The organism is Actinacidiphila sp. bgisy160 (genome assembly GCF_057707815.1).
On the sequence record NZ_JBYIQW010000032.1, the window covers coordinates 51,342 to 73,367 of the forward strand.

A 22,026-nucleotide genomic window follows, 5' to 3' on the forward strand; every position below is an offset into this window, starting at 1 on the left:
TCATCAAGTGTAGTCATCGAGTGATGACACAATTCCCGCCAGGGGGCCGCCGGCGAGGTCCTACCGGGCCCCGCCCGGCGCGACGGTCAGATGCCGGACCCCGGCTCGCCGGCCGGCGCGGAGGCGACCGCCGTCACGGTCCGCCGGCCCGTCGCCGCGGAAGGCTCCTCCGCCGGCACGGCCGTCGCCGGTACCACGACCGGGGGCCTGTGCACGACGGCTCCCGAGACGGCCGCCAGCAGCGCGAGCAGGACCACCGCGGAGCCGTACACCGTCGCCGTGTCGTGCAGGCCGAAGGACGGCACGGCGAGCCCGGCCACCACGGCGGGAACGCTCAGCGCCAGGTAGCTGACGATGTAGACCGACGCGAACAACTCCGCCCGCTCGGTGGGCCGGGCCAGTACCGCCAGGGAGCGGAACGCGCCCAGGAAGGCGGCGCCGAAGCCGAGGCCGGCGAGCCCGGTCCCGAGGAAGAACAGTGTCGTGGACGGTCCGGCGAGGGCGAGCAGCGTGAGCCCGGTCCCCACGGCGAGCACCGCCGAGCCGCCGGTCATCATCCGCCGCGGCGTCACGTCGCGGACGGCCAGCGAGGCCACGGCCCCCATCCCGAAGAGGGTGGTCACCACCAGGCCGCCGACCAGATGGCTGCCGATGTGCAGCACCCCGGCGGTCAGGGACGGGCCGAGCGCGAGATAGAGCCCGCCCATCGCCCAGGTGGCGACGAGGCAGGGCGTGGCCGCCAGGAAGGTCCGGCGGGCCTGGACCGGCACGGCCGCCCGGGGCCGCAGCGAGGCCCAGGCACCCGGTCGCGGCGAGACGGGATCGGGCAGGAACAGCATCAGCGCCGCGAGCACCAGGAACAGGGCGGTCAGCACGACGAAGACCAGACGGGTGGGGGCCGGGGCGTACTGCACCAGCAGGCCCGCGCCCAGTGCCCCGGCGGCCAGTCCGGTGGCCGGCGCCGCGGTGTTCAGCAGGGAGCCGAGGGGCGAGGTGGGCGACGGCTGCAGATCGATCAGCCCCGCGCTGATGGCCCCGGCCGCCGCGCCCGTCGCCACGCCCTGCAGGACGCGTGCGAGGAACAGCGCTCCGACCCCGTCCGCGGTGAGGAACGCGACCATGGACGCGGCCTCGACGACCAGCGCCGCGAGGAGCACCGGCCGCCGGCCGACGTGGTCGGACAGCCCTCCCACGGTGAGCAGCGCCACCAGCAGCGCGAGCACGTAGACCGCGAAGATCGTGGTGAGCACGATCGGCGAGAAACCCCACTGGTGCTGGTAGACCACGTAGAGCGGGGAGGGTGCGCTGGAGGCGGCCAGGAAGGCGAGCAGGGTGGCGGCCAGCAACCAGAAGCCGACCGGTCGCGGCATCCGCCGCGTGAGGCGCTGGGTGTGCATATCGGTACTCCGAATGGTTCCAAAAATATCGAACCATTCGAGAGTAAGCAGACGCACGCCGATTGTTCAACTATTATCGAACCATGACTGGAGCCCCCCGGGAGCTGCCGCACCCCGACACCGCGGACCTGGTGCTGACCGATGTGCTCTTCGCCCTGAGCGACCCCTCGCGGCTGGAGCTGGTGCGCCGGCTGGCCGACCACCCCCTGGAGGGTGCGGCCTGCCAGCCGGTCAACGGAGAGATCCCGAAGTCCACGCTCTCCCACCACCTCAAGACGCTGCGCGAGGCCGGCGTCATCCGCAACGACCCGCACGGCCGGCAGCGCCTGGTCAGCCTGCGCCGTGCGGACCTGGAGGACCGCTTCCCCGGGTTGATCACCGCCGTCCTCGACGAGCCGGGCGCCGCACCGCCCGGGGCCGTCGGCCTCTGACCGGGCGGCTCAGGTGACCACCGGGGTCGTGCGCGAGGCGGGCCGCGCGTCCCGGTAGAAGATGTCGATGTCGACCTCCTCGCCACCGACGGTGACGGTGTCCCACGGACCGCTGTCCCGCAGGGTGCGCAGCGTCTCGTCGCCGAGGGTCTCCAACCGCTGTCGCAGGGCCGGGTCGTCGGGCATCCCGGCGATGCGCGGGGCCAGCCGTTCCCGGATCGCGCGGAGCTGCTCCATGAGGGCGTCGATGTCGGCCTCGCGGTCCGGCTTTCCCGCGGCGGACTCCTCGATGCTCCGCGCGATCTTGTCCTTGATCGCCTGACCCACCCCGTTCTCGTCTGTGGTGATCATCGCGTTCCAGGCACGGCTCTTGTGCCGGTACTGGAGCATCGACATCGCCGCCTCGTGCCGTACGAAGTCCGCGTCGCGCAGCGCCCTGCCGCGCCAGGTGCCGCTGAGCGTGCGGGCCAGTGAAATGGCGGAGGCCAGGCCGCTGTTGAGGCCGCGCCCGGGCCAGAAGTGGATGGCGTTGGCGGCGTCGCCGAGCAGGAACCCGTACGTCCCCGGGGTGGCCGCGGTCGCCGGGTGGAGGCGGGCCGTGAAACGCGGGCGCTGCACCATGTCCAGCCGGAAGGCGGTGATCGCGCTCAGGTCCCGCTCGTCGACGTCGAAGAGCGCCAGGCACTCCTTGACGCGCTGCCAGAGCGCCGAGCCCTTGATGAGGGCGGGCAGGAAGAACGTGCTGTGCGTGGAGCAGTGGAAGTCCCCGTGGCCGTCCCGGCTCATCACACAGGGGCGGGAGGCGATGCACTGCTCGAAGACCTGACGCACCGGGTCGATGCCGACGACCTCCCGCGCCTCCGCGTCGGTCAGGCGCATGTTCAGGAACCCCTCGCCCCGCAGCGAGTTGAGGAGGAAGCGATTCTGAGCGACCGTCAGCAGGACGGTCATGGGGTCGGAGAGCTTCGATCTCACGCGAAGGCCCAGCACCACGTCCTGGAGGTGCTCACCGTCCAGCGAGTAGATGGACGTGTCGGCGGTCCCGAACCTGGCGGCGAAGTGCTCGCGCGTGCGGGACCGCCCGCCCTCGCAGATCGCCAGGACGTGGTCCCGGGCCACCGCCTCCTGCTGCTCGGCCGCGTCGAACCGGGCGGGCACCAGGCGGATGCGGTCGCGCTTGGCGTTGGCCAGGTCCAGCAGCGTGTCCTCGATGTAGGCGATGCGGATGTTGCGCGGGTTGTGACCCCGGATCGAGTCGGGGCCCGCGGGCCACATCTCGGTGTACGTGCCCTCCGTGAACAGCCGGTCCTGCACCGCCTCGGGCAGGTTCAGGTACTGCCGGCTCTGCACCGTCACGACCTGCTGGCGGCGGACGTTGCCCTGCCCCTCGTCCTTCCAGACGACGCGGTCCCCGTCCTGCGTCCAACGGCTGTCATGGACGGTGACGGAGACCCGCCGGCCCATCAGGTCCTCCAGCAGGAGCGCGAACGCCAGCCCCACCGGACCGCCGCCCGCCACCGTCACCCTCAGCACCGGCCCGGGCTCCGCCGGCTCCGCCGGCGGCATCAGCGCCTCCAGCAGGGAGAGGTCCAGGATGGTCTCCATCGCGTCGGCGGCCTCGAAGCCGAAGGTCTCGTCACCGATGGCGATCTCGTCGCCGGGCTGCAGCACGTGCGAGGTGACGCGCTCCCCGTTGACCCGCGTCCCGTTGCTGCTCCCCCGGTCGTAGAGCACGAAACCGTGGCCCTCGCGGCGCACCTCCGCGTGCAGACGGGACACGCTGACGCTGGCGATCACCACCGTGTTCCCGGCCTTGCGCCCGAACGTGAGGGGCTTGTCGCCGATCCCGAACCTCTCCCCTGCCAACGCGCCTCGACGCCCGACTATCTCAGGAGGCATTGGTCCCTCATCTCCACATGTCAACGAACCCCGGGGAACGCACGCACAGTCCCTGGCTGCCCATCTCGCCCACCGCGGGAAACACCCCCGGCGGAAGACTGCGCGGAACCACCTTCCCCGCGGCCGTCAGCTACGACCGCAGAGGCCGGCCGCCTCCGTCATCCGGCGGATTGACTGCCGCCGGAACCTGCCGCCGGGGCAGGCGGAGCCCGCGCCGTTCGGCCCGCCGCGCACGGCGCCGCCGCGGCCATCCACTGGCGGACCGTTTCGGCCCGGTCAGGGGAGCGGCCCCCACGACCCGTGGCCAAGGGCGCTACCCCGTCATCCGTTCGGAGCATCGGGGGCGGCAGCGGCGCGGCCCACGTCGCGACCGGGGGAAGGCACGGTGACCAGGAGCGGCACGGCCGGCGGCCGTTCACTCGATTTGCGTATGCCGCGGCCGGGAGGACGATATCGGACGGAGCCCGTTCCACCCGGTCCGGTCGGCGGACCCGCGTCCCCCGACCCCTGTCCGCGCTCGCAGCCCGTCGCGCCCCCGCCGGCGCGACGGCCGCACGGAAGGGAGCAGCCGTGTTGATATCCGCCGTGCTCGTCCCGCTCATCATGCTCGCCGCCGTCCTGGCGCCCAACTGGTACCGGGCGTGGAAGACGTACAGCGAATCGGTCCGGCTGCCCGTGTCCCCGCCGGAGGCCTCCGAAGCGGTCGGCGGCCACCGCCGGAGCAGGTGGTCGACGGAGCTCGCCCGGCTGCGGAACCGCTGGACGCAGAACTGAGGGGCTCGTCCCGCTTCGGCGCCCCCGGTGGTGGTCGGCGACAGCGGCGAAGGCCTCCTCGGGCTCCCACGTCATCCCCGGGTACGCGGCCCCGGTGCGGTCCGCGATGTGTTCGCCGTCGCGCCGGTCCATGTGATGTCGAAGTACCTGACGCGTTCGTCCTGTCCGGCCGGCCGCATGCCCGCGGCCGTCATCACGCGGTGGGACGCGACGTTGTCCAGGTCGGCGTCGCCCTTCACGCGGGTGACGCCGTGTGCCCGCGCGAGCAGCAGCAGTTCGCGCAGGGCTTCGGAGGCGTAGCCGCTGCCCCGCGCCGAGGGGACGAGGCCGTAGCCGATCGTGACGCCGCCGTTCTCGTCCGGGGGGCCGTGGAAGCCGATGCCGCCGATCGCCCGGCCGTCCTCGCGGCGGCGGATCCCGTAGTTGCCGAACGGCCGGGGATCGCCGGTGTCCGCACGGCTGTCCAGGAAGCGCCGGGCGGCGAAAACGTCCCCGTCGGTGGGGTATCCGGGCGGCTGGGCGCGCGCGGGATCGCCATGCCCACCAACGGCAACGCGGGGGCGGCATGGGCGACCTACGCCGCGCGGGCGGGCCTGGACGCGCTCATCGCGATGCCCGCGGACGCGCCGTCGATCACCCGCGCCGAATGCGCTGTCGCCGGGGCCGGCCTGTACCTGGTGAACGGCCTGATCGGCGACGCGGGCCGGCTGGTGGCGGAGAAGATCGCCGCCGAGCCCGGTGTCTGGATGGACGCGGCGACCCTCAAGGAGCCTTACCGCATCGAGGGCAGGAAGACCATGGGCTGGAGATCGCCGAACAGCTCGGCTGGCGCGCCCCGGACGTCATCGTCTACCCCACCGGCGGCGGCGTCGGCCTCATCGGCATCCACAAGGCCCTGCTCGAACTGCGCGCCCTGGGGTGGCTGCAGGGGCCGATGCCCACGCTGGTGAGCGTGCAGGCCGCCGGCTGCGCCCCCATCGTGCGCGCCTTCGAGAAGGGCGAACGCACCAGCGAGCCGTGGCAGGACGCGCGCACGGTGGCGTTCGGCATCACCGTGCTTAAGGCGCTGGGCGACTTCCTCGTCCTGGACGCGCTGTACGAGACGGACGGCCGGGCCGTCGCCGTCGAGGACGAGGAGCTGCTCGCCGACCGCGACAGGTGCGCCGCCGCCGACGGGGCGCTGCTGTGCCCGGAAGGAGCGGCGACCCTGTCGGCGGTGCGGGTCCTGCGCGAGCAGGGCTGGCTGTCCGGCGACGAGGAGGTCGTGGTGCTGAACACCGGGGCGGCGGCCAAGTACCCGGAGACCTTCCGGGTCGACCCGCCGGTCCTGGAACTCACCGACCGCATCCCCTGAGTCCGCGCCGCCGCCGGGCCTCCCGCCCGGCGGCGTCCGGCGTGCGACAGGGGCCGTCGTGACGGCGGGTCAGCTCTCCGGCGCCGGACCGGGCCCGCCCGCGGCGGCCCGGGCGGTGGGCATCCGGACGCGCATGGTGGAGGGCCCGCTGCTCGCCCAGGTCGGGTACGGCACCAGCGTCAGCTCCGTGCGCTCACCGGCCGGTTCCGGGGCGGCCCGTACGCGTAGGGCCGCCACCCGCCCGGGCGGGTGGCGGTCAGTCGCCTGGGCCGCGTGGCCGCGCGCGCCCTGTCCGCCGGCGGCTCCGGGACCGAACCGCAGCCGCGCCGCCTGGTGATCCGCGGGTCGATGGCGCCGCCGGCGTGGTCAGCGCAGCACCACGGCCACGCCCATGCGCTCCAGGAAGGGCACCACCGCGTCGAAGTAGCCCAGCTCGCCGTCGGTGTCCACGCTGACGCCGGCCAGGGCGTGCCGGGCCACGTCGGCGTCGTGCCAGACGAGCGTGAAGGGCACGCGCGGCGCCTCGCCGCCGCACTGGCAGCCGCGCAGCACGTTCCAGCACTGGTGCCATCGGCGGCCGGGGCCGCCGACCGCCTCGCCGACCGCGCAGTGCAGGCCCGGGACGTCGGTGACGTACCGCCCGTCCATCTCGCACACCGTGCCGGGCTCTTCGGGGCCCGCGCACGTCTCGGTGAACCCCAGCCACTCCCGGCGCCCCTCGGCCTGGAACCGCGCCCATGCGTTGCGTTCCCGGGGTGGGCCCTCGTGCCAGGCCTCCCACACGGGCCGGGCCTCGGACGGGAACGGCATGCGGCGCAGCAGCCCGCCCTTGAGCGTCACGTCGATCAGCGCACCGCCCAGCGCGGAGGGGCGGCACTCGTCGGCCTCCACCGCTATCTGCTCCTGGACCGCGGTGGGCCGGCCCGTGCGGTCGAGGAGCCAGAGCCACAGGTTGTCGCCGCCGTGGCGGGGCACGACCAGCCGGCGCAGCAGCTTCGGGGAGGGCTCGCAGCCGATGAGCCGTACGGGCCGCCGGGCGGGCGCCGGGCGGTGACCGTACAGGCCGTCCACCCGCCGGCAGCGCCCGAGCGGGCCGCCGCTGGTGCCGTTCAGCAGGATGACATCCGCTCTCGGGGGCTGCCTGCGGCCGGAGTAGGGAGCGTGGGTGACCACGCACTCGACGACGAGGTCGAGCCGCGAGGGGTCTTCCGTGGCGGGCCGGCCGTCGATGACGTCGAGGTCCTCCAGCGTGAAGTAGTCGTGGGTGTACGGATCCTCGGCGTCCAGGTCGTCCACGATCAGGTCCAACTGGCCGAAGGGAACCGGCGCGTGCCCGGCGGACCGCTCGGCGGCCCTGAGCAGCCGACCGGTGGGCGCGCAGCCGAGGAGGGTCAGCCGCTCCCTGAACGCGGCCCGGTCCCTGAACAGTCCTTCGGCGTCGACGCACCGCGCCCACACCGTCTGCTCCCCGTCCCACTCCTCGTCGACGAGCGCGAAGCGCAGGGGCAGCTCCCGCCCCCACACGACCTCGCGGACCGAACCGTCCCCGTCCACGAGCCCAGCCCCTCCCCCGGCCCCGGCGGCCGGCGACGATCATAGGGGGCCGGGCTCCTCGTACGGAATCCGGTTCAGGTGCCGGATCTCGCCGAGCGTGCCCCACTCGTCGGCGCCGAGCTTGGTGAGCGGCCGCAGCAACGGAGCACTCGGGCGGCCGTCCACCAGCACCTCCCGGTCCACGGCGGCGTGCACCACCCGCCCGAAGACGAGGGTGGAGTTGCCCATCCGCAGGCCGGCGTGCGAGCGGCACTCCAGGACGACCGGTGACGCGGAGACCCGGGGCGGCCGCACCCGCAGGCTGGGTTCGCGCTCGATGCCCGCGTGGTCGAACTCGCTGACGTGCCGTGGGAAATCGGTGGCCGTGGCGTTGACCAGCGGCATCAACGCCTCGGTGGCGAAGTTCACCACGAACTCGCCGGTGTCCTCGACGTTGCGCAGCGAGTCCTTGCGGCCGATCGACGTGAACTGCACGATCGGCGGATCCGTGCTCGCGATGCTGAAGAAGGAGTGCGGCGCGAGGTTCTCGGCGAGGCCGTCCGGGGTGACGGTGGAGATCCACGCGATCGGCCGGGGCACGACCACGGAGGTCAGGAAGCGGTAGAAGGCGGAGCCGCCCATGGCCTCGGGATCGAAGTCGACGCGCATGGCCGCAGTATCCACGGCCACTGCCCGTCGTCCCGCCCGCCCGGCCGCCCCCCGGCGTGTCGGGCCCGGGGGTGGCGCCGATCGGCGGCGGTGGGAGCCGTCCCCCGTCGAGGCGGCTCGCGGGGCCGGGCGCGCGCCTCGTGGAGGGTGCGATATGCCGTGGGCCGGTCCGGCGGAGGTGCCGGCGACCGTGGGCCCGGAGCTGGAGCTGACGACCCCGGGTATCTCGGGTCATGGGCGGCGCGCTCGGCCCGGAGGGCACGGCGGCCGGCCCGAAGACCGACGCCGGGTCCCTCACCGCCCCGGCACCGGCCCGTTCGAGCCCGGCGCCGCGTGCCGCTGACCGGTCCGGGGATCGCCTCGGCGGTCGGCGTGCTCCTGGTCACAAACGGCCGGTGGGTGTCATAGCGGCGGGCACTGTCCGGTCCTGGTGAATGAGGGCTCCCCCGCGGGGAGCCGGAAAGACCACCGCAGGAGGAGCACGTCCATGACCACCCCCGTCGTCGCGATCGCCTATCACTCCGGCTACGGCCACACGACCGTCATCGCCGAGGCGGTGCGTGCCGGTGCCGTGGAAGCCGGTGCCGTCGTCCACCTCGTCAGGGTCGACGAGATCACCGAGGAGCAGTGGGGGCTGCTCGACGGCGCCGACGCGATCGTCTTCGGTTCGCCGACCTACATGGGCACTGCCTCGGGTGCCTTCCACCAGTTCGCGGAGACGACCTCCAAGCGCTGGTTCGTCCACTCGTGGAAGGACAAGCTGGCCGCCGGCTTCAGCAACTCCGGTGCCAAGAGCGGCGACAAGCTCCACACGCTGCAGTACTTCAGCATCCTCGCGGCCCAGCACGGCATGACCTGGGTCAACCTCGGCCTGCACCCGGGCTGGAACAGCACCACCGGCTCCGAGGACGACCTCAACCGCCTCGGCATCTACCTCGGCGCGGGTGCCCAGACGCACACCGACGTCGGCGTGGACGAGGTCCACAAGGCCGACATCGCGACCGCCGAGCACCTCGGCCGGCGGGTCGCCCAGCAGGCCCGCATCCACGTCGCGGGACGTGCGGCCGTCGGCGCCTGACCGGTCGCCGTCGCTTTCGCCCCGCTGTCACATCTCGCGGGGCAGCCCGGTCATCACTGCGAATCCCAATCCACACCAGAGGAGCTCACCATGGAAGCCCGCGTGAACTACTTCGGCCACGCCCTCGCCGGCAAGGTCATGAGGCATCTGAACTCGGCGAGCAAGGTGCTGGCGGAGTCCACGCTGCCGGCTCTCACCCAGGATCTGGTGAAGATCCGCGCCAGCCAGATCAACGGCTGCGGCTTCTGCACCGACATGCACACCAAGGAGGCCACCGCGGCCGGTGAGACCTCGGTGCGCCTGAACCTGATCGCCGCCTGGCGCGAGGCGACGGTCTTCACCGAGGCCGAGCGGGCCGCCCTGGAGCTGGCCGAGGAGGGCACCCGGATCACCGACGCCTCCGGTGGCGTCTCGGAGGCGGTCTGGGCGAACGCCGCCAAGCACTATGACGAGGACCAGCTGGTCGCCCTGATCTCGCTGATCGCCGTGATCAACGCGTACAACCGGATCAACGTGATCAACCAGCAGCCCGCGGGGGGGTATCAGCTCGGCATGTTCGGCTGACCCGCGGTTCCCGCCGCCGGCGCCGCTGAGGCCGGGCCGTCCGTCCCCGTCCCGCCCCCGACCCCGGGGCGGGGACGGACGGCGTACTCCGGCCGTCCCTCGCGGCGCCGGCGGCGGTTCAGCGCGTGCGGAGGTACTCGAGGCCCTTCTCGCGGAGCGCCCTGTGCAGGCCGTCGTACGCGGGCGGGCCGTCCAGCACGCTCTTGGGCAGCTTGGCGACCACGGTGTAGTTGGTGTCGACCACGTTGCCGATGGGCGCCAGTCCGGCCTGGCTGACCAGTTGGTACGCGTCCAGCTGGTGCAGGCCGGTGAGCGCGGACGTCCAGCCGACGAGGTCGTGCTGGCTGATCCGGTAGGCGTCCTCGAGCGGCCGTACCGACCCGGTCGACATCAGGAAGCGGTCGTTCTCCAGGCGTGGCCAGGCGGGGGCACCGCCCTTGAGCAGGTCGATCACCACCACGGTGTGCATGGCGGCCTCCACCGCGGTGCCGCACACCTCGCCCTCGCCCTGCCGGCAGTGCCCGTCGCCGATCGCCAGCTGCGCCCCGGGCACATTGACGCCCAGGTAGAGCGTGGTGCCGGCGCGCAGCTCGGGGGTGTCCATGTTCCCGCCGTGCGCGCCCGGGGTGATGCTCATGACGACCTCGCCCGCGGCGGGGGCGACCCCGGCAGTGCCGTGCATCGGGTCGAGGGGCAACTCGACCTCGTGGTCGGAGAAGCGTGCCCGGAACCGGCAGCTGTTGCGCTCGCGGTCGATCCCGTACCGCCAGACGACCTCCTGCAGCGGCTCGTGCAGCATCGCCGTGGAATGCGTCGTGGTCAGCGCCCCGAAGTGCGGGAAGGTGGTGGACACCGCCCAGTCCCGGGCGGGCTCGATGTCCACGAAGTGGACGGCCAGGGTGTCCCCCGGCTCGGCGCCCTCGACGTGGATCGGGCCGGTGACCGGGTTGAGGTACGGGAACTCGCACACCTTGCTCGGGAGGTCCTCGGGGCCCCGGACCACGCCGCCGAAGCAGTCCTCGGTGAAGAGCTCCACGATCGTGCCCGGCCGTACCCGCAGCAACGGCTCGCGGCCGCCGAAGGCGTAGGCGTACTGCTCGGGGGTCGGGTGGAGCCGTACGACGTCGGGATCGTTCACGACTGTCCGGCCTCCTCGGCCACGGCGGGCTCGTCGGGTATCTGCGTGCGCCGGCCGGAGATGAGCAGGCCCACCAGCAGTGCGGCGCCGATCGCCAGCCAGAGGAAGCCCAGTCGCTGGGCGGTGACCTTCGCGTTGATCACCACGTAGGTGAGGATCGCGAAGCCGATCAGCGGTGCGATCAGGTGGCGCCACCAGTCGCGGCTGCCCCGGCGGACGACGTAGTGGACGACCACCGAGACGTGCAGGACCAGGAAGGCCGTCATCGCCCCGAAGTTGACCAGCGAACTGAGCAGGGTGATGCCGTCGTCCCGGGAGTTCATGTAGAGGCCGAGGACGAGCGAGACCACCGCCACGAGGAGGGTGGCGTTGACGGGGACGCGGCGGCGGGCGTCGACGGTGGCCAGGAAGCGGGGCAGTTGCCGGTCGCGGGCCATCGCGAACAGCAGCCGTGAGGTGGCCGCCTGGGCGACCAGGGAGTTGGCGAAGCCCCAGGCGATGGCGGTGGCCAGCGCACTCAGTGTGCCGAGCCAGGCGCCGCCGGCGACGCGCGCGGCGTCGTAGAAGGCGGTGCCGTCCGGGTCTCCAGTGTCGATCAGCGCCTGTGGGTCGGGCACCAGCATCGCCGCGACCCAGGTCTGCACGATGAACAGCGCCCCGGCGAGCAGCAGGGCGGTGACCATCGCGCGGCCGATGGCCCGTGCCGATTCGCGGTTCTCCTCGGCGAGCGTGGAGATCCCGTCGAAGCCGAGGAAGCTGAGGACGGCGATCGACACCGCCCCGAAGACGAGCGACCAGGAGAAGGTGCCGGAGTCGTAGAAGGCATGGAAGCCGGATCCGTTGCCCTTGCCCTGGGCGAGCGCGGTGACGCCCACGGCCAGGAAGATGACGAGGACGATCAGCTCGCCCACGAGCATGATCTTGTTGATCCGGGCGGTCATCTCGATGCCGAGCCAGTTCACGACGGTGTTGAGGACGACGAACCCGATCAGCCAGATCCACACGGGCACCGAGGCGACGAGCGAGTTCATCGCCACGGCGGCGATCAAGTAGAGCAGCGCCGGCACGAGGATGTAGTCGAGCAGGATCATCCAGCCGGACAGGAAGCCGACCGGCGCGCCGATGCCCCGCCCCGCGTAGGAGTAGACCGACCCGGCCATCGGGAAGGCCCGGGACATCTGGGCGTAGGAGTGAGCGGTGAACATCATCGCCAGCATGCCGATGGCGTAGGCGAGGGCGACCATGCCGCCCGAGCCCTGGAAGACGCCGCCGAAGATGCCGAACGGCGCGATCGGCACCATGAAGACCAGGCCGTAGACCACCAGGTCCCGGAAGCCCAGTGATCGCGCCAACTGCTGCGTGTAGCCGTACTTCTCGAGATCTTGCCCTTGAGGTGCGCTGTCGCTCACGTCGCCTCCCCGGCGGCCGCGGTCCCCTGACTGGCGGGGTGATCTTAGGGTCCGGGGCCGACGCAGGGGAACGCTTGTGCACAAGGATTCTGACGGATCATGAGATCGCCTTCGGCGGTGCCCGGGCACGCCCGCCCGGGCACCGCCGGCGCCGTCACCCCGCCGTGCCGGACGACCCGATGTGGACCACGCGCGCCCAGTCGGGCGGCGAGTCCGGCACGTGGTCGGCATCGTGCTCGCGCCACGACCGGTGCGTTCCGTGCCGGGGGAAGAGGCCCACGACGGTACGGCACGGCGGCCGCGAGGCCGGCCAGGGCGTCTGGCCGTCGGTGAGCACCACGACGACGTCGGGCCCGGGCCGTGTGCGCAGCGCCCTGGTGAAGCCGGTGCGCAGGTCCGTGCCACCGCCGCCCACCAGCGGGATGCCCTCGGCGCGGCACAGCGGGTGGGCGATTCTCGCCGCGGCGTCGCACGGCACGACGGTGACCATGTCGCGGCGGCCTCCCACGGCGCGGGATATCGCGGTCACTTCGAGGAGGGCGCTGCCCAGTTCGGCGTCGCTGACGGAGCCGGACGTGTCGATGACCACGCAGACGCGGGGCGGTCTGCGCCGCAGGCTCGGCAGCACGACACCGGGCACGCCGGCCGAGCGGCGCGAGGGCCGGCCGTAGCTGTAGTCCTCGCCCGCGCCGGCGCCGGAGGCCGCCGAGCGTACGGCGGCTCCCAGCAGTTGCCGCCACGGCTGCGGCGGGTGGAACGCCTCCTCCGCCCACCGTCGCCAGCTCTTCGGCGCGTGGCCCGGGCGGCCGTTGATGCCCTGCGCCACGCGGAAGCGGACGGCGTCGCGTTCCTGCTCGCTCAGGCCTTCGGCGCCCGCCGGTCCGAGGTCCCACTCCCGTTCCAGGCCGTCCGCGCCGCTGCCGCAGTCCAGCCAGACGAAGTCCTGCGTCAACGGGCCGAGACCGAACCGCCCGAGATAGTCCTCCATGAGCTTCCCCTCGGGAAGTCCCAGGGACTTCGGGATGACGGCGCCCTGGGGCGTGTCCAGACCTTCCCCGAAGGCGTCGTCGTTCACCTCGCAGTCCGCGGCGATGTTCATCCTCAGCCGTTCCGCCGGGCCCTCCAGCCCCTGTTCCCGTGCGACGCGGTCGCCGCGCCCGTGGTGGTCGCGCAGCAGGTGGGACACCTCGTGCACCCACACCCCCGCCAGTTGCTCCAGCGGCGTCCGGTCCACGAACGCCGGTGAGACGTAACACCGCCAGTGCGGGTCGACGGCCATGGTCGGGACCCGCCGGGACTCCACGACATGCAGCGCGAACAGTGCGGTCGCCAGGTAGGGCCGGACCCGCGCGGCGTACAGGCGGGCGGCGAAGAGCTTCTCGAGGTCCAGTGCCCCCGGTGCGTCCGCGCTCACCGGCCGGCCTTCGCGACGAGCCCGGACCTGGCGGCCGCCCGGTCGGCGCGCCGGGACAGCGACACCACTCCGGCGAGCCGCTCCACGGCCTCGGGTACGTCCCAGTCCTCACGGCGCAGCGAGGCGAGCGTGGTCGCGGGGACGACGACCAGGTCGGGGGCCCCGGTCTCCAGGGCCCGGACCAGCAGCGCCCACGCCGCGTCCCAGCGGGACCTCTCCGGGCGGTTGCGGACGGCGTCCACCACACCGTCCAGTACGGCCTGACGCAGGTCCCCGCGCTCGGGCAGGACGGCAGCCGCGGGGTCGGCGAGCAGTTCCTCGGGATCGGGGAGGTCCATCCGGTCCATGCTCGCCAGCAGTTCCAGCCCCGGGCCGTCCCCGACGGTGCCCCTGACGAGCAGGGAGAGCACCTCCCGGGAGGCGCCGGCCGCGGTCGCGAAGGCGATCAGGCACAGCGTCATCTCCCAGCTCCGGGGGGACGGCCAGGCGCCGCCGCGCCGGGCCTCGTTGCCGGGGAGGCGGTGGACGAGGCCGGGGCGGGCGGCGAGGAGCCCGCACACCGCGCGCCGGGCGAAGTCCACGGCCTCGGGCAGCTTTCCGGGGTCGAGCCGCGGCAGCGTCGCCCGGGGCCAGGTCCCGCCGAGGCCGCGCACCACCACGTCGTGGTCATGGGTCCACTGCAGGTGGACGAACCGGTTGGCCAGCGGCGCGCTCAGTTCCCAGCCGTCGGCCGCGGAGGAAGGGGGGTTGGCGGCGGCCACGATCCGGACGGCGGGCGGCAGCCGCAGGGCGCCGATCCGCCGTTCGAGCACGAGGCGCAGCAGGGCCGCCTGCACGGCGGGCGGCGCGGTGGACAGTTCGTCGAGGAAGAGCAGGCCCCGGCCGGCCCGCACCAGGCGGACGGCCCAGTCCGGCGGGGCCATCGGGACGCCCTGCTCGGCGGGGTCGTCCCCGACGACGGGCAGCCCGGAGAAGTCGGAGGGCTCGTGGACGCTGGCGATCACCGTGGTCAGCGGCAGGTCGAGCGCGGCGGAGAGCTGGGTGAGCGCCGCGGTCTTGCCGATCCCGGGCTCGCCCCACAAAAGCACCGGCAGGTCGGCGGCGACGGCCAGGGTGAGGGCCTCCAGTCGGGTGTCGGGGCGCGGTTCGGTGGTGGTGTCACGCAGCAGCGACAACAGGGATTCCGCGACCTCGAGTTGGGGTGCGGTTGCTGGGACGGAGGCAGGGGCGGACGGGGCGGCAGGGGCGGACGGGGCGGACGGGGCGTGCGTGGGCATGGATGGTCACCTTGGGGTTCGTGAAGTCGAAGGGGGTACGGGGGCCTGCGCGGGGACGCCGCGCACGCCCCGGGGTCAGCGGGAGGTGCGGTGCCGCGGCTGCGACCGGCCGGAGCGGCCGCCGGGTGCCGGGAAGCGCTCGCGCGGCGGGACGCGTCCGGGGGCGGGCCCGGCAAGGCCTGCTCTGAACAGGCCGTACGCGATGCGCCGTTGGGCCGCCGCCTCCAGTTCGTCCCGGAGCGGGCCGTCGCGGAGCACGGCGCCGGGCCCGAGCAGGCCCTCGACGACGGCCAGCGCGCCGACGGTGTCGCCGTGGTCCAGACGTGCCCGTACGTCGGCGAGGGACTCCGGACGCCGGTGCGCCCGGTCGATCGCCCGCAGGCAGGGCAGCGGGGTGCCGGTCAGCGCGACCAGCAGTTCCTCGCGGCGGATCTCGTCCGGGTCGTGGTCCAGCGCGGCCAGGACACCGTCGACCATGCCGATCCGGTGCAGCGCGCCCCGGCACTCCACGACGCGCGGTTGTCCCTGCCGCCCCCGCGGCAGGGACGGGCCGGACGGCGTGTGGCCGGGCACGAGCGCGGCGGCGACCAGCGGGTGCAGCCCGTCGGCGTCGATCAGGCCGGCCTGAAGCAGTTCGAGGTCCGGTGGCACCCAGGTCGCCGCCTCCGGCAACACGGGCAGCGCCCGGGCGCGTGCGCCGTCCGCGGCCGTCGCGATCCGCGCGATGGGCCGTCCCGTGCCGCCACCGTCGCTCACGTCCACGAGCAGCCGGTGGCGGGACCCCAGGCGCACGGTGACGGCGCCGGTGGTCCGGCCCTCGGCGCGCAGCACCATCCTCGCCTCGTCCTCCCACCGGTCGGCCGCGCAGCGGTGCTGCGGCGGCGGTGGCCCGGGCGGCTGCGGGTCCGGGAGGAGAGGCCGATCGGCGGGCCCGCGGCCGGTTCCGGCGCGGAACCGCAGTTCGCCGGTTCTGCGCGCGTCCCACAGGTGGCGGTGCAGGTTGAGGCGGAACCGCCGGTGGGGCCGGGGGTGCGGATGGTGGAGGGCGCCGGCCTCGGGGCGGGCGGGGTCCCACAGCGCGAGGCTCATTCGCTGCCCGCCGTCCGCCCATGCCGGTGGGGTCCTGGCCACGAGGTGCACGCGGTCCCCGTCCTCCGGTCCGAAGGCCCCGTACCGGGCCAGGGAGATGGTCAGGCCCGGGCGCAGCAGACCGTCGGGGGCGACCCGCGGCATGTGCCAGCGCAGCAGGTCGGGAGCCAGATGGCGGAGATCGGCCCGGACCCGGGCCGCGAGTTCCCGGCCGTGGGTGCGGGCGAGGGAACGCAGGTTGAGGTCGACGTCGAGACCGGCGGCGGCGCACGCCCCGCTCCAGTCACCGCGGCGGCGGCGGGCGGTGGCGGCCTCGACCATGGAGGGCGGCACGGCGAACTCGCGCACGCGCAGCCAGAGGGAAAGGCGGGAATCCTCGTTCGCGATCGGAGTGAGCATCAGCACTCACCTTGCGCGGACGGGACCCCCAATCTGGAAAGGGAGTAGGTCGTCATCGCGGGGAGCATAGCGTTCTCCGTCACGGTCTGTCAGGCCCCTTGCCCGGGGCGGCGACTCACCCGACGGCTCCCGCCCTCACCCGATGCCGGTTCCCGGGCCGCACGGCGGACGTCGCCGGCCCGGCGGCCGGTCAGTTCCAGATTCATCCATCGTCGCCGGCTTCTGGCTGATGCGCAGGACCATCGGCAGCACCGCGCTCCAAGACGCCGGCGAGGCGGCGCCGGCCCGAAGGGTGGAGCAGGTGTTCACGCTGCTCCCCGGCGACTGACCGCCGACCGCTTTGCCCGGTCTTTGCGGCCGGCCGGAAACAGAACGGCGGGGCGCGGGGTTGCGATTGACATGGCAACTCTTGGACTGATCGGCAGCGGATCCATCGGCGGCACCCTGGCGCGACTCGCCGTGAACGCGGGCCTGGACGTGGTGCTCAGCAACTCGCGCGGGCCGCAGACCCTGGACGGTCTGGTCGCCGAACTGGGCGCCCGGACGCGCGCGGCGACCCCGGCCGAGGCCGCCGCGGCGGGCGACTGGGTCGTGGTGACGATCCCGCTCGGGGCCTTCGACCAGGTCCCGGTGGCACCGCTGACCGGGAAAACGGTCATCGACACCGGCAACTACTACCCCGAGCGTGACGGCCGCATCGCCGCACTCGAGGACGGGACCACCACGGAGAGCGGGCTGCTCCAGGGCCACCTGCCCGACGCCCACGTGGTGAAGGCGTTCAACAACATCTTCTTCCGCCACCTCGGCGATCTCGCCCGCCCCAAGGGCTCACCCGACCGGACCGCCCTGCCGATCGCCGGCGACGACCCGGCCGCCGTCGCGCACGCCGCCGAACTCCTCGACGCACTCGGCTACGATGCCGTCGGCTACGGCACCCTCGCCGACAGCTGGCGCTCCCAGCCCGGCACCCCCGTCTACGGTCTGCCGTACTCGGGCGGCGAGGCCGACTTCACGAAGGCCACGGCGACCCCTGTGCCCGCCGACGCAATCCGGGCCGCGCTCGCCGCGGCCACCCGCTGACGGACGCGCCCGCGGCATCCGCCGACGGCGCCGGAGGACATGTGACCGATCCGCTGACCGACGTCCTGGGCCTGCTCGACCTGCGCAGCGGGAGCTTCGCGCGGCTGGAGGCCCAGGAACCGTGGGCCGTCGGCTTCTCCGGCTTCCGGCACATCAAGTTCGGCGCCGTGCTGCGAGGCGACTGCCGGATCGCGGTGGCCGGGACCCCGGGACCGGTGACCCTGAAGGCGGGCGACTGCTACCTGCTCGGCGGCGGCCGCGCATACGAGCTGTCGGGCGGCGCCGAGGTCCCGGCGGTGCCGAGCGCCGAGGTCTTCGACGGCTTCACGCCCGGGGACGCGGTCCGGATCGGCACCTCACCCGACGCGGTCGTCGTGGGCTGCGGATTCGACCTCGACGAGGCCAACGCCGCCGTGCTCCTGGACGTCCTGCCGCCCCTGATCCACGTCGGCGCCGGGTCCACCGCGGCGGAGGGCATCCGGGCGGCGCTCGAACTGCTCCGCGCGGAGACCAGTGAGCCCGCGCTGGGCACACCCTTCGTGACGGAGCGGCTGGCCCACGTCCTGCTGGTCCACCTGCTCAGGGCCCACGTGGCCGAGCACGGGCCGGAGGGCGGCGCCTGGCTCACCGCGCTCGCCGACCGGCACATCGGGGCCGCGCTGAGCCTGATGCACGACCGGCCCGCGCACCCCTGGACCGTCGCCGAACTCGCCGGGCGGAGCGGGATGTCGAGGTCCCGGTTCGCCGACCGGTTCACCAGGACCGTGGGCGTGCCGCCGCTGGAGTACCTCGCATGCTGGCGCATCCGCTCCGCGGCACGGGAGCTGAGGACGAGCGACCGCACCGTCGCGGCGATCGCGGCGCGCTGGGGCTACGGCTCGGAGAGCTCCTTCAGCCACGCCTTCAAGCGCGTCATGGGGTCCTCGCCCGGACGTTACCGCACGACGGAACCGCACCGCCCGGATGAGACCGGGTGAGACCGGGTGAGGGCCCCCGGAGACGACCTCCGGGAGCCCGCACGGCGGGGTGCGGCGATCGTCACCGGCCGGCGTCGGTGGTGATCAGCTTGGCCAGCTCGACGGGCATGGACAGGAACGGCGAGTGCCCCGAGGGCAGCCGGTGGACGCGCTGCGCACGGGCCGCCATGGCCTCCTGGAACTCCGGGGCGAGCGCCGTGTCCCGCTCGGTGAGGATGTAGGTGGAGGGCACGGTCTTCCACGCGGCGGCGGTGAGCGGTTCGCAGAAGGACCTGGCCGTCTGGAGCACCAGTCGCGCGGTGGCCTCCTCCGCGTCCCGTGGTGCGACGTCCCCGTAGAAGGCGGCCTTGGGGTCCTCGTAGTGGCCGTGCGCGGACAGCGAGTCGACGCCGGCGCCGGAGATCTTGCCGCCGCTCATGCCGTCGATGGACTCCCCCTCGTCGAGCACGAACGCGGAGAGGTAGACGATGCGCGAGACGTTCGGCGCGTCCGCTGCGGCCTGCGTGGCGGGGATGCCCGCGTAGGAGTGGGCGAGGACGGTCACCGGGCCTTCGACCGCGTCCAGGCGCTCCCGGACGGCCCGCGCGTCGTCGTACATCCCGGCCGTGTTCGCCTCGTCGGCCGCGGCGCTCGGCAGGTCGACGGTCTCGACGCGCCAGCCCAGCGCGGTGAGTTCGGGCACGAGCCGGTCGTAGCACCAGGCGCCGTGCCAGGCACCGTGGACGAGGAGGATGGCGGGGCGGCTGTTGTCTGCAGTGGTCATGTGAGGCCTTCGGTACACGGTCGGGTACGCGGACGCCGGTGACGGCGTCCGTCACCGACCGTAGTTCCGGGGGCCCGCGGCGGACCATGCGCGCCCGTCCGGCGTTCTTGCGCGCCCGTCCCGCGTACGCGCGCGAGGCGGCGCCCGGCACCGGGGGCCGGTGTCCAAGGCGCCGCCGGGGAGCCCGGCGACCCTCGGCTGCCGCCGCCGGATTCCCCGGAGCCGCCGCTGCGCGCACCGTCCCCGTGCCGCGACGGCACTCCCGGCACCCGTACGGACCGGGGCGTCCCGGTCACACCCTGCGGACGGTCTTCGCCGGTTGTTCACCTGTGCGCCCGATGGTGCTGACCGGGTGGCGAGATGATCGCCTTTCCGACCGTAAGCGCAACGGAGAGACGATGCTCCCCAAGAGAACCTACGCCGCGCTCACGACCGCGGCTGTCGCGGCCGGCACGCTGGTGGCCGCGAGCCCGGCGAGTGCCCACCACCCGCATGTGACGCCGGACTTCCAGCGCACCGCCACCTACCCGGTCTTCCAGAACCGCCCGGCGGGCGAGGACCCGGCCACCGCGACCGTCGCCGAGATCTCGGCGGTCAGCGAGGACGGCCGCACTCTGGTCTACACCGACGCCCTGGCGCGGCGGATCGGCTTCCTCGACATCAGCAAGCCGGGCAGCCCGCGCGGGCTGGGCACGTTGTCGCTGACCGAGCTCGGCGACGCCGAGGACGAGCCGACCTCCGTGGCCGTGGTCGGCCAGTACGTGCTGGTCGTGGTCAACACCAGCAGCGGCTACTCCACGCCCTCCGGGCGCCTCGACGTCATATCCCTGCGCAACCGCGAGCGGGTCACCAGCATCGACCTGGGCGGTCAGCCGGACTCCATCACCATCACCAAGGACAAGCGGTACGCCGCGATCGCGATCGAGAACGAGCGCGACGAGGAGGCGACCCCGCCCGGCGGTGAGGAGGGCGACCTGCCCCAGGCCCCGGCCGGATTCGTGCGGATCGTCGACCTCGATGGCGCCTCGCCGCAGCACTGGCGCACCCGGGCCGTGCCGCTGACCCGGCCCGACGGCAGCGCGCTGCCCACGCTGACCGCCGCCGGGATCGTCGAGCCCACCGACCCGGAGCCGGAGTACGTCGCGGTCAACGGCCGCAACCAGCTGGCCGTGACGCTGCAGGAGAACAACGGCGTCGTCCTGGTGGACCTGCCGACGGGCCGCATCACCAAGGCCTTCAGCGCCGGCACGGCCACCGTCCGCGGCATCGACACCGTCAAGGACGGCGTCATCGACCAGAGCGGCTCGATCACCGACGTGCGGCGCGAGCCCGACGCCGTCAGCTGGATCGACGACCGCTACTTCGCCACCGCCAACGAGGGCGACTGGAAGGGCGGCACGCGCGGCTGGACCGTCTTCGACAGCCGCACCGGCAAGGTCGTCTGGGACGCGGGCAACAGCTTCGAGCGCCTCGCGGTGCGCTACGGCCTGCACGACGAGGACCGCGCGGGCAAGAAGGGCACCGAGCCGGAGGGCGTGGTCGTCGCCACCTTCCACGGTGTGCGGTACGCCTTCGTCGGCTCCGAGCGCGGCAACTTCGTGGCCGTCTACGACGTCAGCCGCCCGGCCGCCCCGGTCTTCCGCCAGATGCTGGCCACCACCAACGGCCCTGAGGGACTGCTGCCGATCCCGTCGCGCGACCTGCTCGCGGTCTCCAGCGAGGAGGACGACGCCTCGGTGGGCGTGCGGGCCTCGGTGAGCCTGTTCCAACTGGGCAAGGGCACGCCGTCGTTCCCCGGCATCGTCTCGGCCCCGGACTCCGCCGGCGCGCCGATCGGATGGGGCGCGCTCGGCGCGCTGTCCGCCGTCCCAGGCAAGCCGCACGAGCTGTACACGGTCACCGACGCGGCGTACTCCGTCACCAGGATCATGACCATCGACACCTCGCGAAAGCCGGCGGTCGTCACCCGGGCCCTGACCGTCAAGGACGCCGACGGCAAGCCGGCCGGCTACGACGCCGAGGGCATCCACGCCCGCCCCCAGGGCGGCTTCTGGCTCGCCGTCGAGGGCGCGACCGGCGACGGCAACAAGCTGGTCCGGCTCGACCGCGACGGCGTGACCCGCCAGGTCGTCCCGCTCCCGGCGGACGTCGCCGCGGGCCTGGCGAAGCAGGGCTTCGAGGGCGTCACCGCCACCACCGACCGCAACGGCCGCGAGGTGGTCTGGGCCACCCTGCAGCGCGAGGTCAAGGGCGACCCGGCCGGGGTCGTCCGGATCGGCCGCTACGACGTCCGGTCGGGCACCTGGAGCTGGTTCGGCTACCGGATCGGCACCACCGGTACCCCGGGCGACTGGATCGGCCTGTCCGAGATCACGGCGGTCGGCGACAAGCTCGCTCTGATCGAGCGGGACAAGCTCAACGGCCCCGCCGCGAAGATCAAGCGCGTCTACACGGTCGGCATGCCGAAGTCCGCCGCCCCCTCGGGGTCGCTCCCGGTGCTGCCCAAGACGCTGGCCCACGATGTGCTGCCCGACCTGCGGGCGACGAACGGGTGGACCCAGGAGAAGCTCGAGGGCCTCACCGTGGGCGGTGACGGCCACGTCTACGCCGTGACCGACAACGACGGCCTGGCCGACGCCACCGGCGAGACGGTCTTCCTGGACCTCGGCTCCGGCAAGCGGGTCTTCGGGAAGCGCTGACCTCCGCGCCGCCCTCTCCGTACGGCCGCCGGTTCCGTCGGCGGCCGTACGCGTCAGCAGCGTGCGAGCCCGGTCGGCGGGC

At 73.5% G+C, this 22,026-nt stretch carries 17 protein-coding genes and 2 pseudogenes; 8 read left to right on the plus strand and 11 right to left on the minus strand.

Annotation, left to right across the window (positions count from 1 at the left end; genetic code table 11):
- Positions 1–86 precede the first annotated feature (86 nt).
- On the minus strand, positions 87–1,397 hold the full coding sequence (locus AC3EUJ_RS23720) for an MFS transporter (protein WP_431964508.1): 1,311 nt from the start codon (positions 1,395–1,397) through the stop codon (positions 87–89).
- 83 nt (positions 1,398–1,480) lie between these two features.
- Here AC3EUJ_RS23720 and AC3EUJ_RS23725 point away from each other — a divergent pair, with 83 nt between their 5' ends.
- Positions 1,481–1,828 carry an ArsR/SmtB family transcription factor gene (locus AC3EUJ_RS23725; RefSeq protein WP_431964510.1) on the plus strand — a complete coding sequence of 116 codons (348 nt, stop codon included), beginning with the start codon at positions 1,481–1,483 and terminating at the stop codon, positions 1,826–1,828.
- Positions 1,829–1,837: 9 nt separating this feature from the next.
- Here AC3EUJ_RS23725 and AC3EUJ_RS23730 read toward each other — a convergent pair whose 3' ends face one another.
- On the minus strand, positions 1,838–3,694 hold the full coding sequence (locus tag AC3EUJ_RS23730) for an FHA domain-containing protein (protein ID WP_431964512.1): 1,857 nt from the start codon (positions 3,692–3,694) through the stop codon (positions 1,838–1,840).
- Between the two features lie 603 nt (positions 3,695–4,297).
- On the opposite strand from AC3EUJ_RS23730, the gene AC3EUJ_RS23735 reads away from it, so the two are divergent.
- Positions 4,298–4,501, plus strand: coding sequence for a hypothetical protein (locus AC3EUJ_RS23735; RefSeq protein WP_431964514.1), 204 nt, complete (start codon positions 4,298–4,300; stop codon positions 4,499–4,501).
- A gap of 71 nt (positions 4,502–4,572) precedes the next feature.
- Here AC3EUJ_RS23735 and AC3EUJ_RS23740 read toward each other — a convergent pair.
- A pseudogene (locus AC3EUJ_RS23740) lies at positions 4,573–5,013 on the minus strand (GNAT family N-acetyltransferase); the annotation flags it as partial.
- A gap of 24 nt (positions 5,014–5,037) precedes the next feature.
- Between AC3EUJ_RS23740 and AC3EUJ_RS23745 the strand changes: the two are divergent.
- Positions 5,038–5,855, plus strand: a pseudogene (locus AC3EUJ_RS23745) (threonine synthase).
- Between the two features lie 366 nt (positions 5,856–6,221).
- Here the strand turns inward: AC3EUJ_RS23745 and AC3EUJ_RS23750 are convergent.
- Complete coding sequence (locus tag AC3EUJ_RS23750) at positions 6,222–7,409, minus strand: barstar family protein (protein WP_431964516.1); 1,188 nt, start codon at positions 7,407–7,409, stop codon at positions 6,222–6,224.
- Between the two features lie 39 nt (positions 7,410–7,448).
- Positions 7,449–8,057, minus strand: coding sequence for a flavin reductase family protein (locus AC3EUJ_RS23755; RefSeq protein ID WP_431964518.1), 609 nt, complete (start codon positions 8,055–8,057; stop codon positions 7,449–7,451).
- Between the two features lie 487 nt (positions 8,058–8,544).
- On the opposite strand from AC3EUJ_RS23755, the gene AC3EUJ_RS23760 reads away from it, so the two are divergent.
- Positions 8,545–9,135, plus strand: coding sequence for a flavodoxin family protein (locus AC3EUJ_RS23760; protein ID WP_431964520.1), 591 nt, complete (start codon positions 8,545–8,547; stop codon positions 9,133–9,135).
- Between the two features lie 90 nt (positions 9,136–9,225).
- Entirely contained in the window at positions 9,226–9,699 is a 474-nt protein-coding gene (locus AC3EUJ_RS23765) for a carboxymuconolactone decarboxylase family protein (RefSeq protein WP_431964522.1), read from the plus strand.
- A gap of 118 nt (positions 9,700–9,817) precedes the next feature.
- Here AC3EUJ_RS23765 and AC3EUJ_RS23770 read toward each other — a convergent pair whose 3' ends face one another.
- The 5 genes from AC3EUJ_RS23770 to AC3EUJ_RS23790 all read right to left on the minus strand — a co-directional run bounded on the left by AC3EUJ_RS23770 (position 9,818) and on the right by AC3EUJ_RS23790 (position 16,425).
- A complete protein-coding gene (locus AC3EUJ_RS23770) occupies positions 9,818–10,837 on the minus strand; it encodes an acetamidase/formamidase family protein (protein WP_431964524.1) in 1,020 nt (339 codons plus the stop codon).
- Positions 10,834–12,246 carry an APC family permease gene (locus AC3EUJ_RS23775; protein ID WP_431964526.1) on the minus strand — a complete coding sequence of 471 codons (1,413 nt, stop codon included), beginning with the start codon at positions 12,244–12,246 and terminating at the stop codon, positions 10,834–10,836. The genes AC3EUJ_RS23770 and AC3EUJ_RS23775 overlap by 4 nt, the downstream gene beginning before the upstream one ends.
- Before the next feature lie 154 nt (positions 12,247–12,400).
- Entirely contained in the window at positions 12,401–13,660 is a 1,260-nt protein-coding gene (locus AC3EUJ_RS23780; protein WP_431964528.1) for a vWA domain-containing protein, read from the minus strand.
- Positions 13,657–14,937 (minus strand): AAA family ATPase, encoded by a 1,281-nt coding sequence (locus AC3EUJ_RS23785; RefSeq protein ID WP_431964530.1) that lies wholly within the window; start codon positions 14,935–14,937, stop codon positions 13,657–13,659. Before AC3EUJ_RS23785 ends, AC3EUJ_RS23780 begins: the two co-directional genes overlap by 4 nt.
- Positions 14,938–15,012: 75 nt before the next feature.
- The gene (locus AC3EUJ_RS23790; RefSeq protein WP_431964532.1) at positions 15,013–16,425 is read right to left on the minus strand and encodes a hypothetical protein; all 1,413 of its coding nucleotides are present in this window, start codon (positions 16,423–16,425) and stop codon (positions 15,013–15,015) included.
- Positions 16,426–16,824: 399 nt separating this feature from the next.
- Between AC3EUJ_RS23790 and AC3EUJ_RS23795 the strand changes: the two genes are divergently transcribed.
- Positions 16,825–17,505, plus strand: a complete 681-nt coding sequence (locus tag AC3EUJ_RS23795; RefSeq protein ID WP_431964534.1) for an NADPH-dependent F420 reductase — start codon at positions 16,825–16,827, stop codon at positions 17,503–17,505.
- A gap of 41 nt (positions 17,506–17,546) precedes the next feature.
- Positions 17,547–18,482, plus strand: a complete 936-nt coding sequence (locus AC3EUJ_RS23800) for an AraC family transcriptional regulator (protein ID WP_431964536.1) — start codon at positions 17,547–17,549, stop codon at positions 18,480–18,482.
- Positions 18,483–18,543: 61 nt separating this feature from the next.
- On the opposite strand, the gene AC3EUJ_RS23805 is transcribed toward AC3EUJ_RS23800, so the two are convergent.
- On the minus strand, positions 18,544–19,245 hold the full coding sequence (locus AC3EUJ_RS23805) for an alpha/beta fold hydrolase (RefSeq protein WP_431964538.1): 702 nt from the start codon (positions 19,243–19,245) through the stop codon (positions 18,544–18,546).
- Between the two features lie 398 nt (positions 19,246–19,643).
- Between AC3EUJ_RS23805 and AC3EUJ_RS23810 the strand changes: the two genes are divergently transcribed.
- Positions 19,644–21,944 (plus strand): esterase-like activity of phytase family protein, encoded by a 2,301-nt coding sequence (locus tag AC3EUJ_RS23810; RefSeq protein WP_431964539.1) that lies wholly within the window; start codon positions 19,644–19,646, stop codon positions 21,942–21,944.
- Positions 21,945–22,026 lie beyond the last annotated feature (82 nt).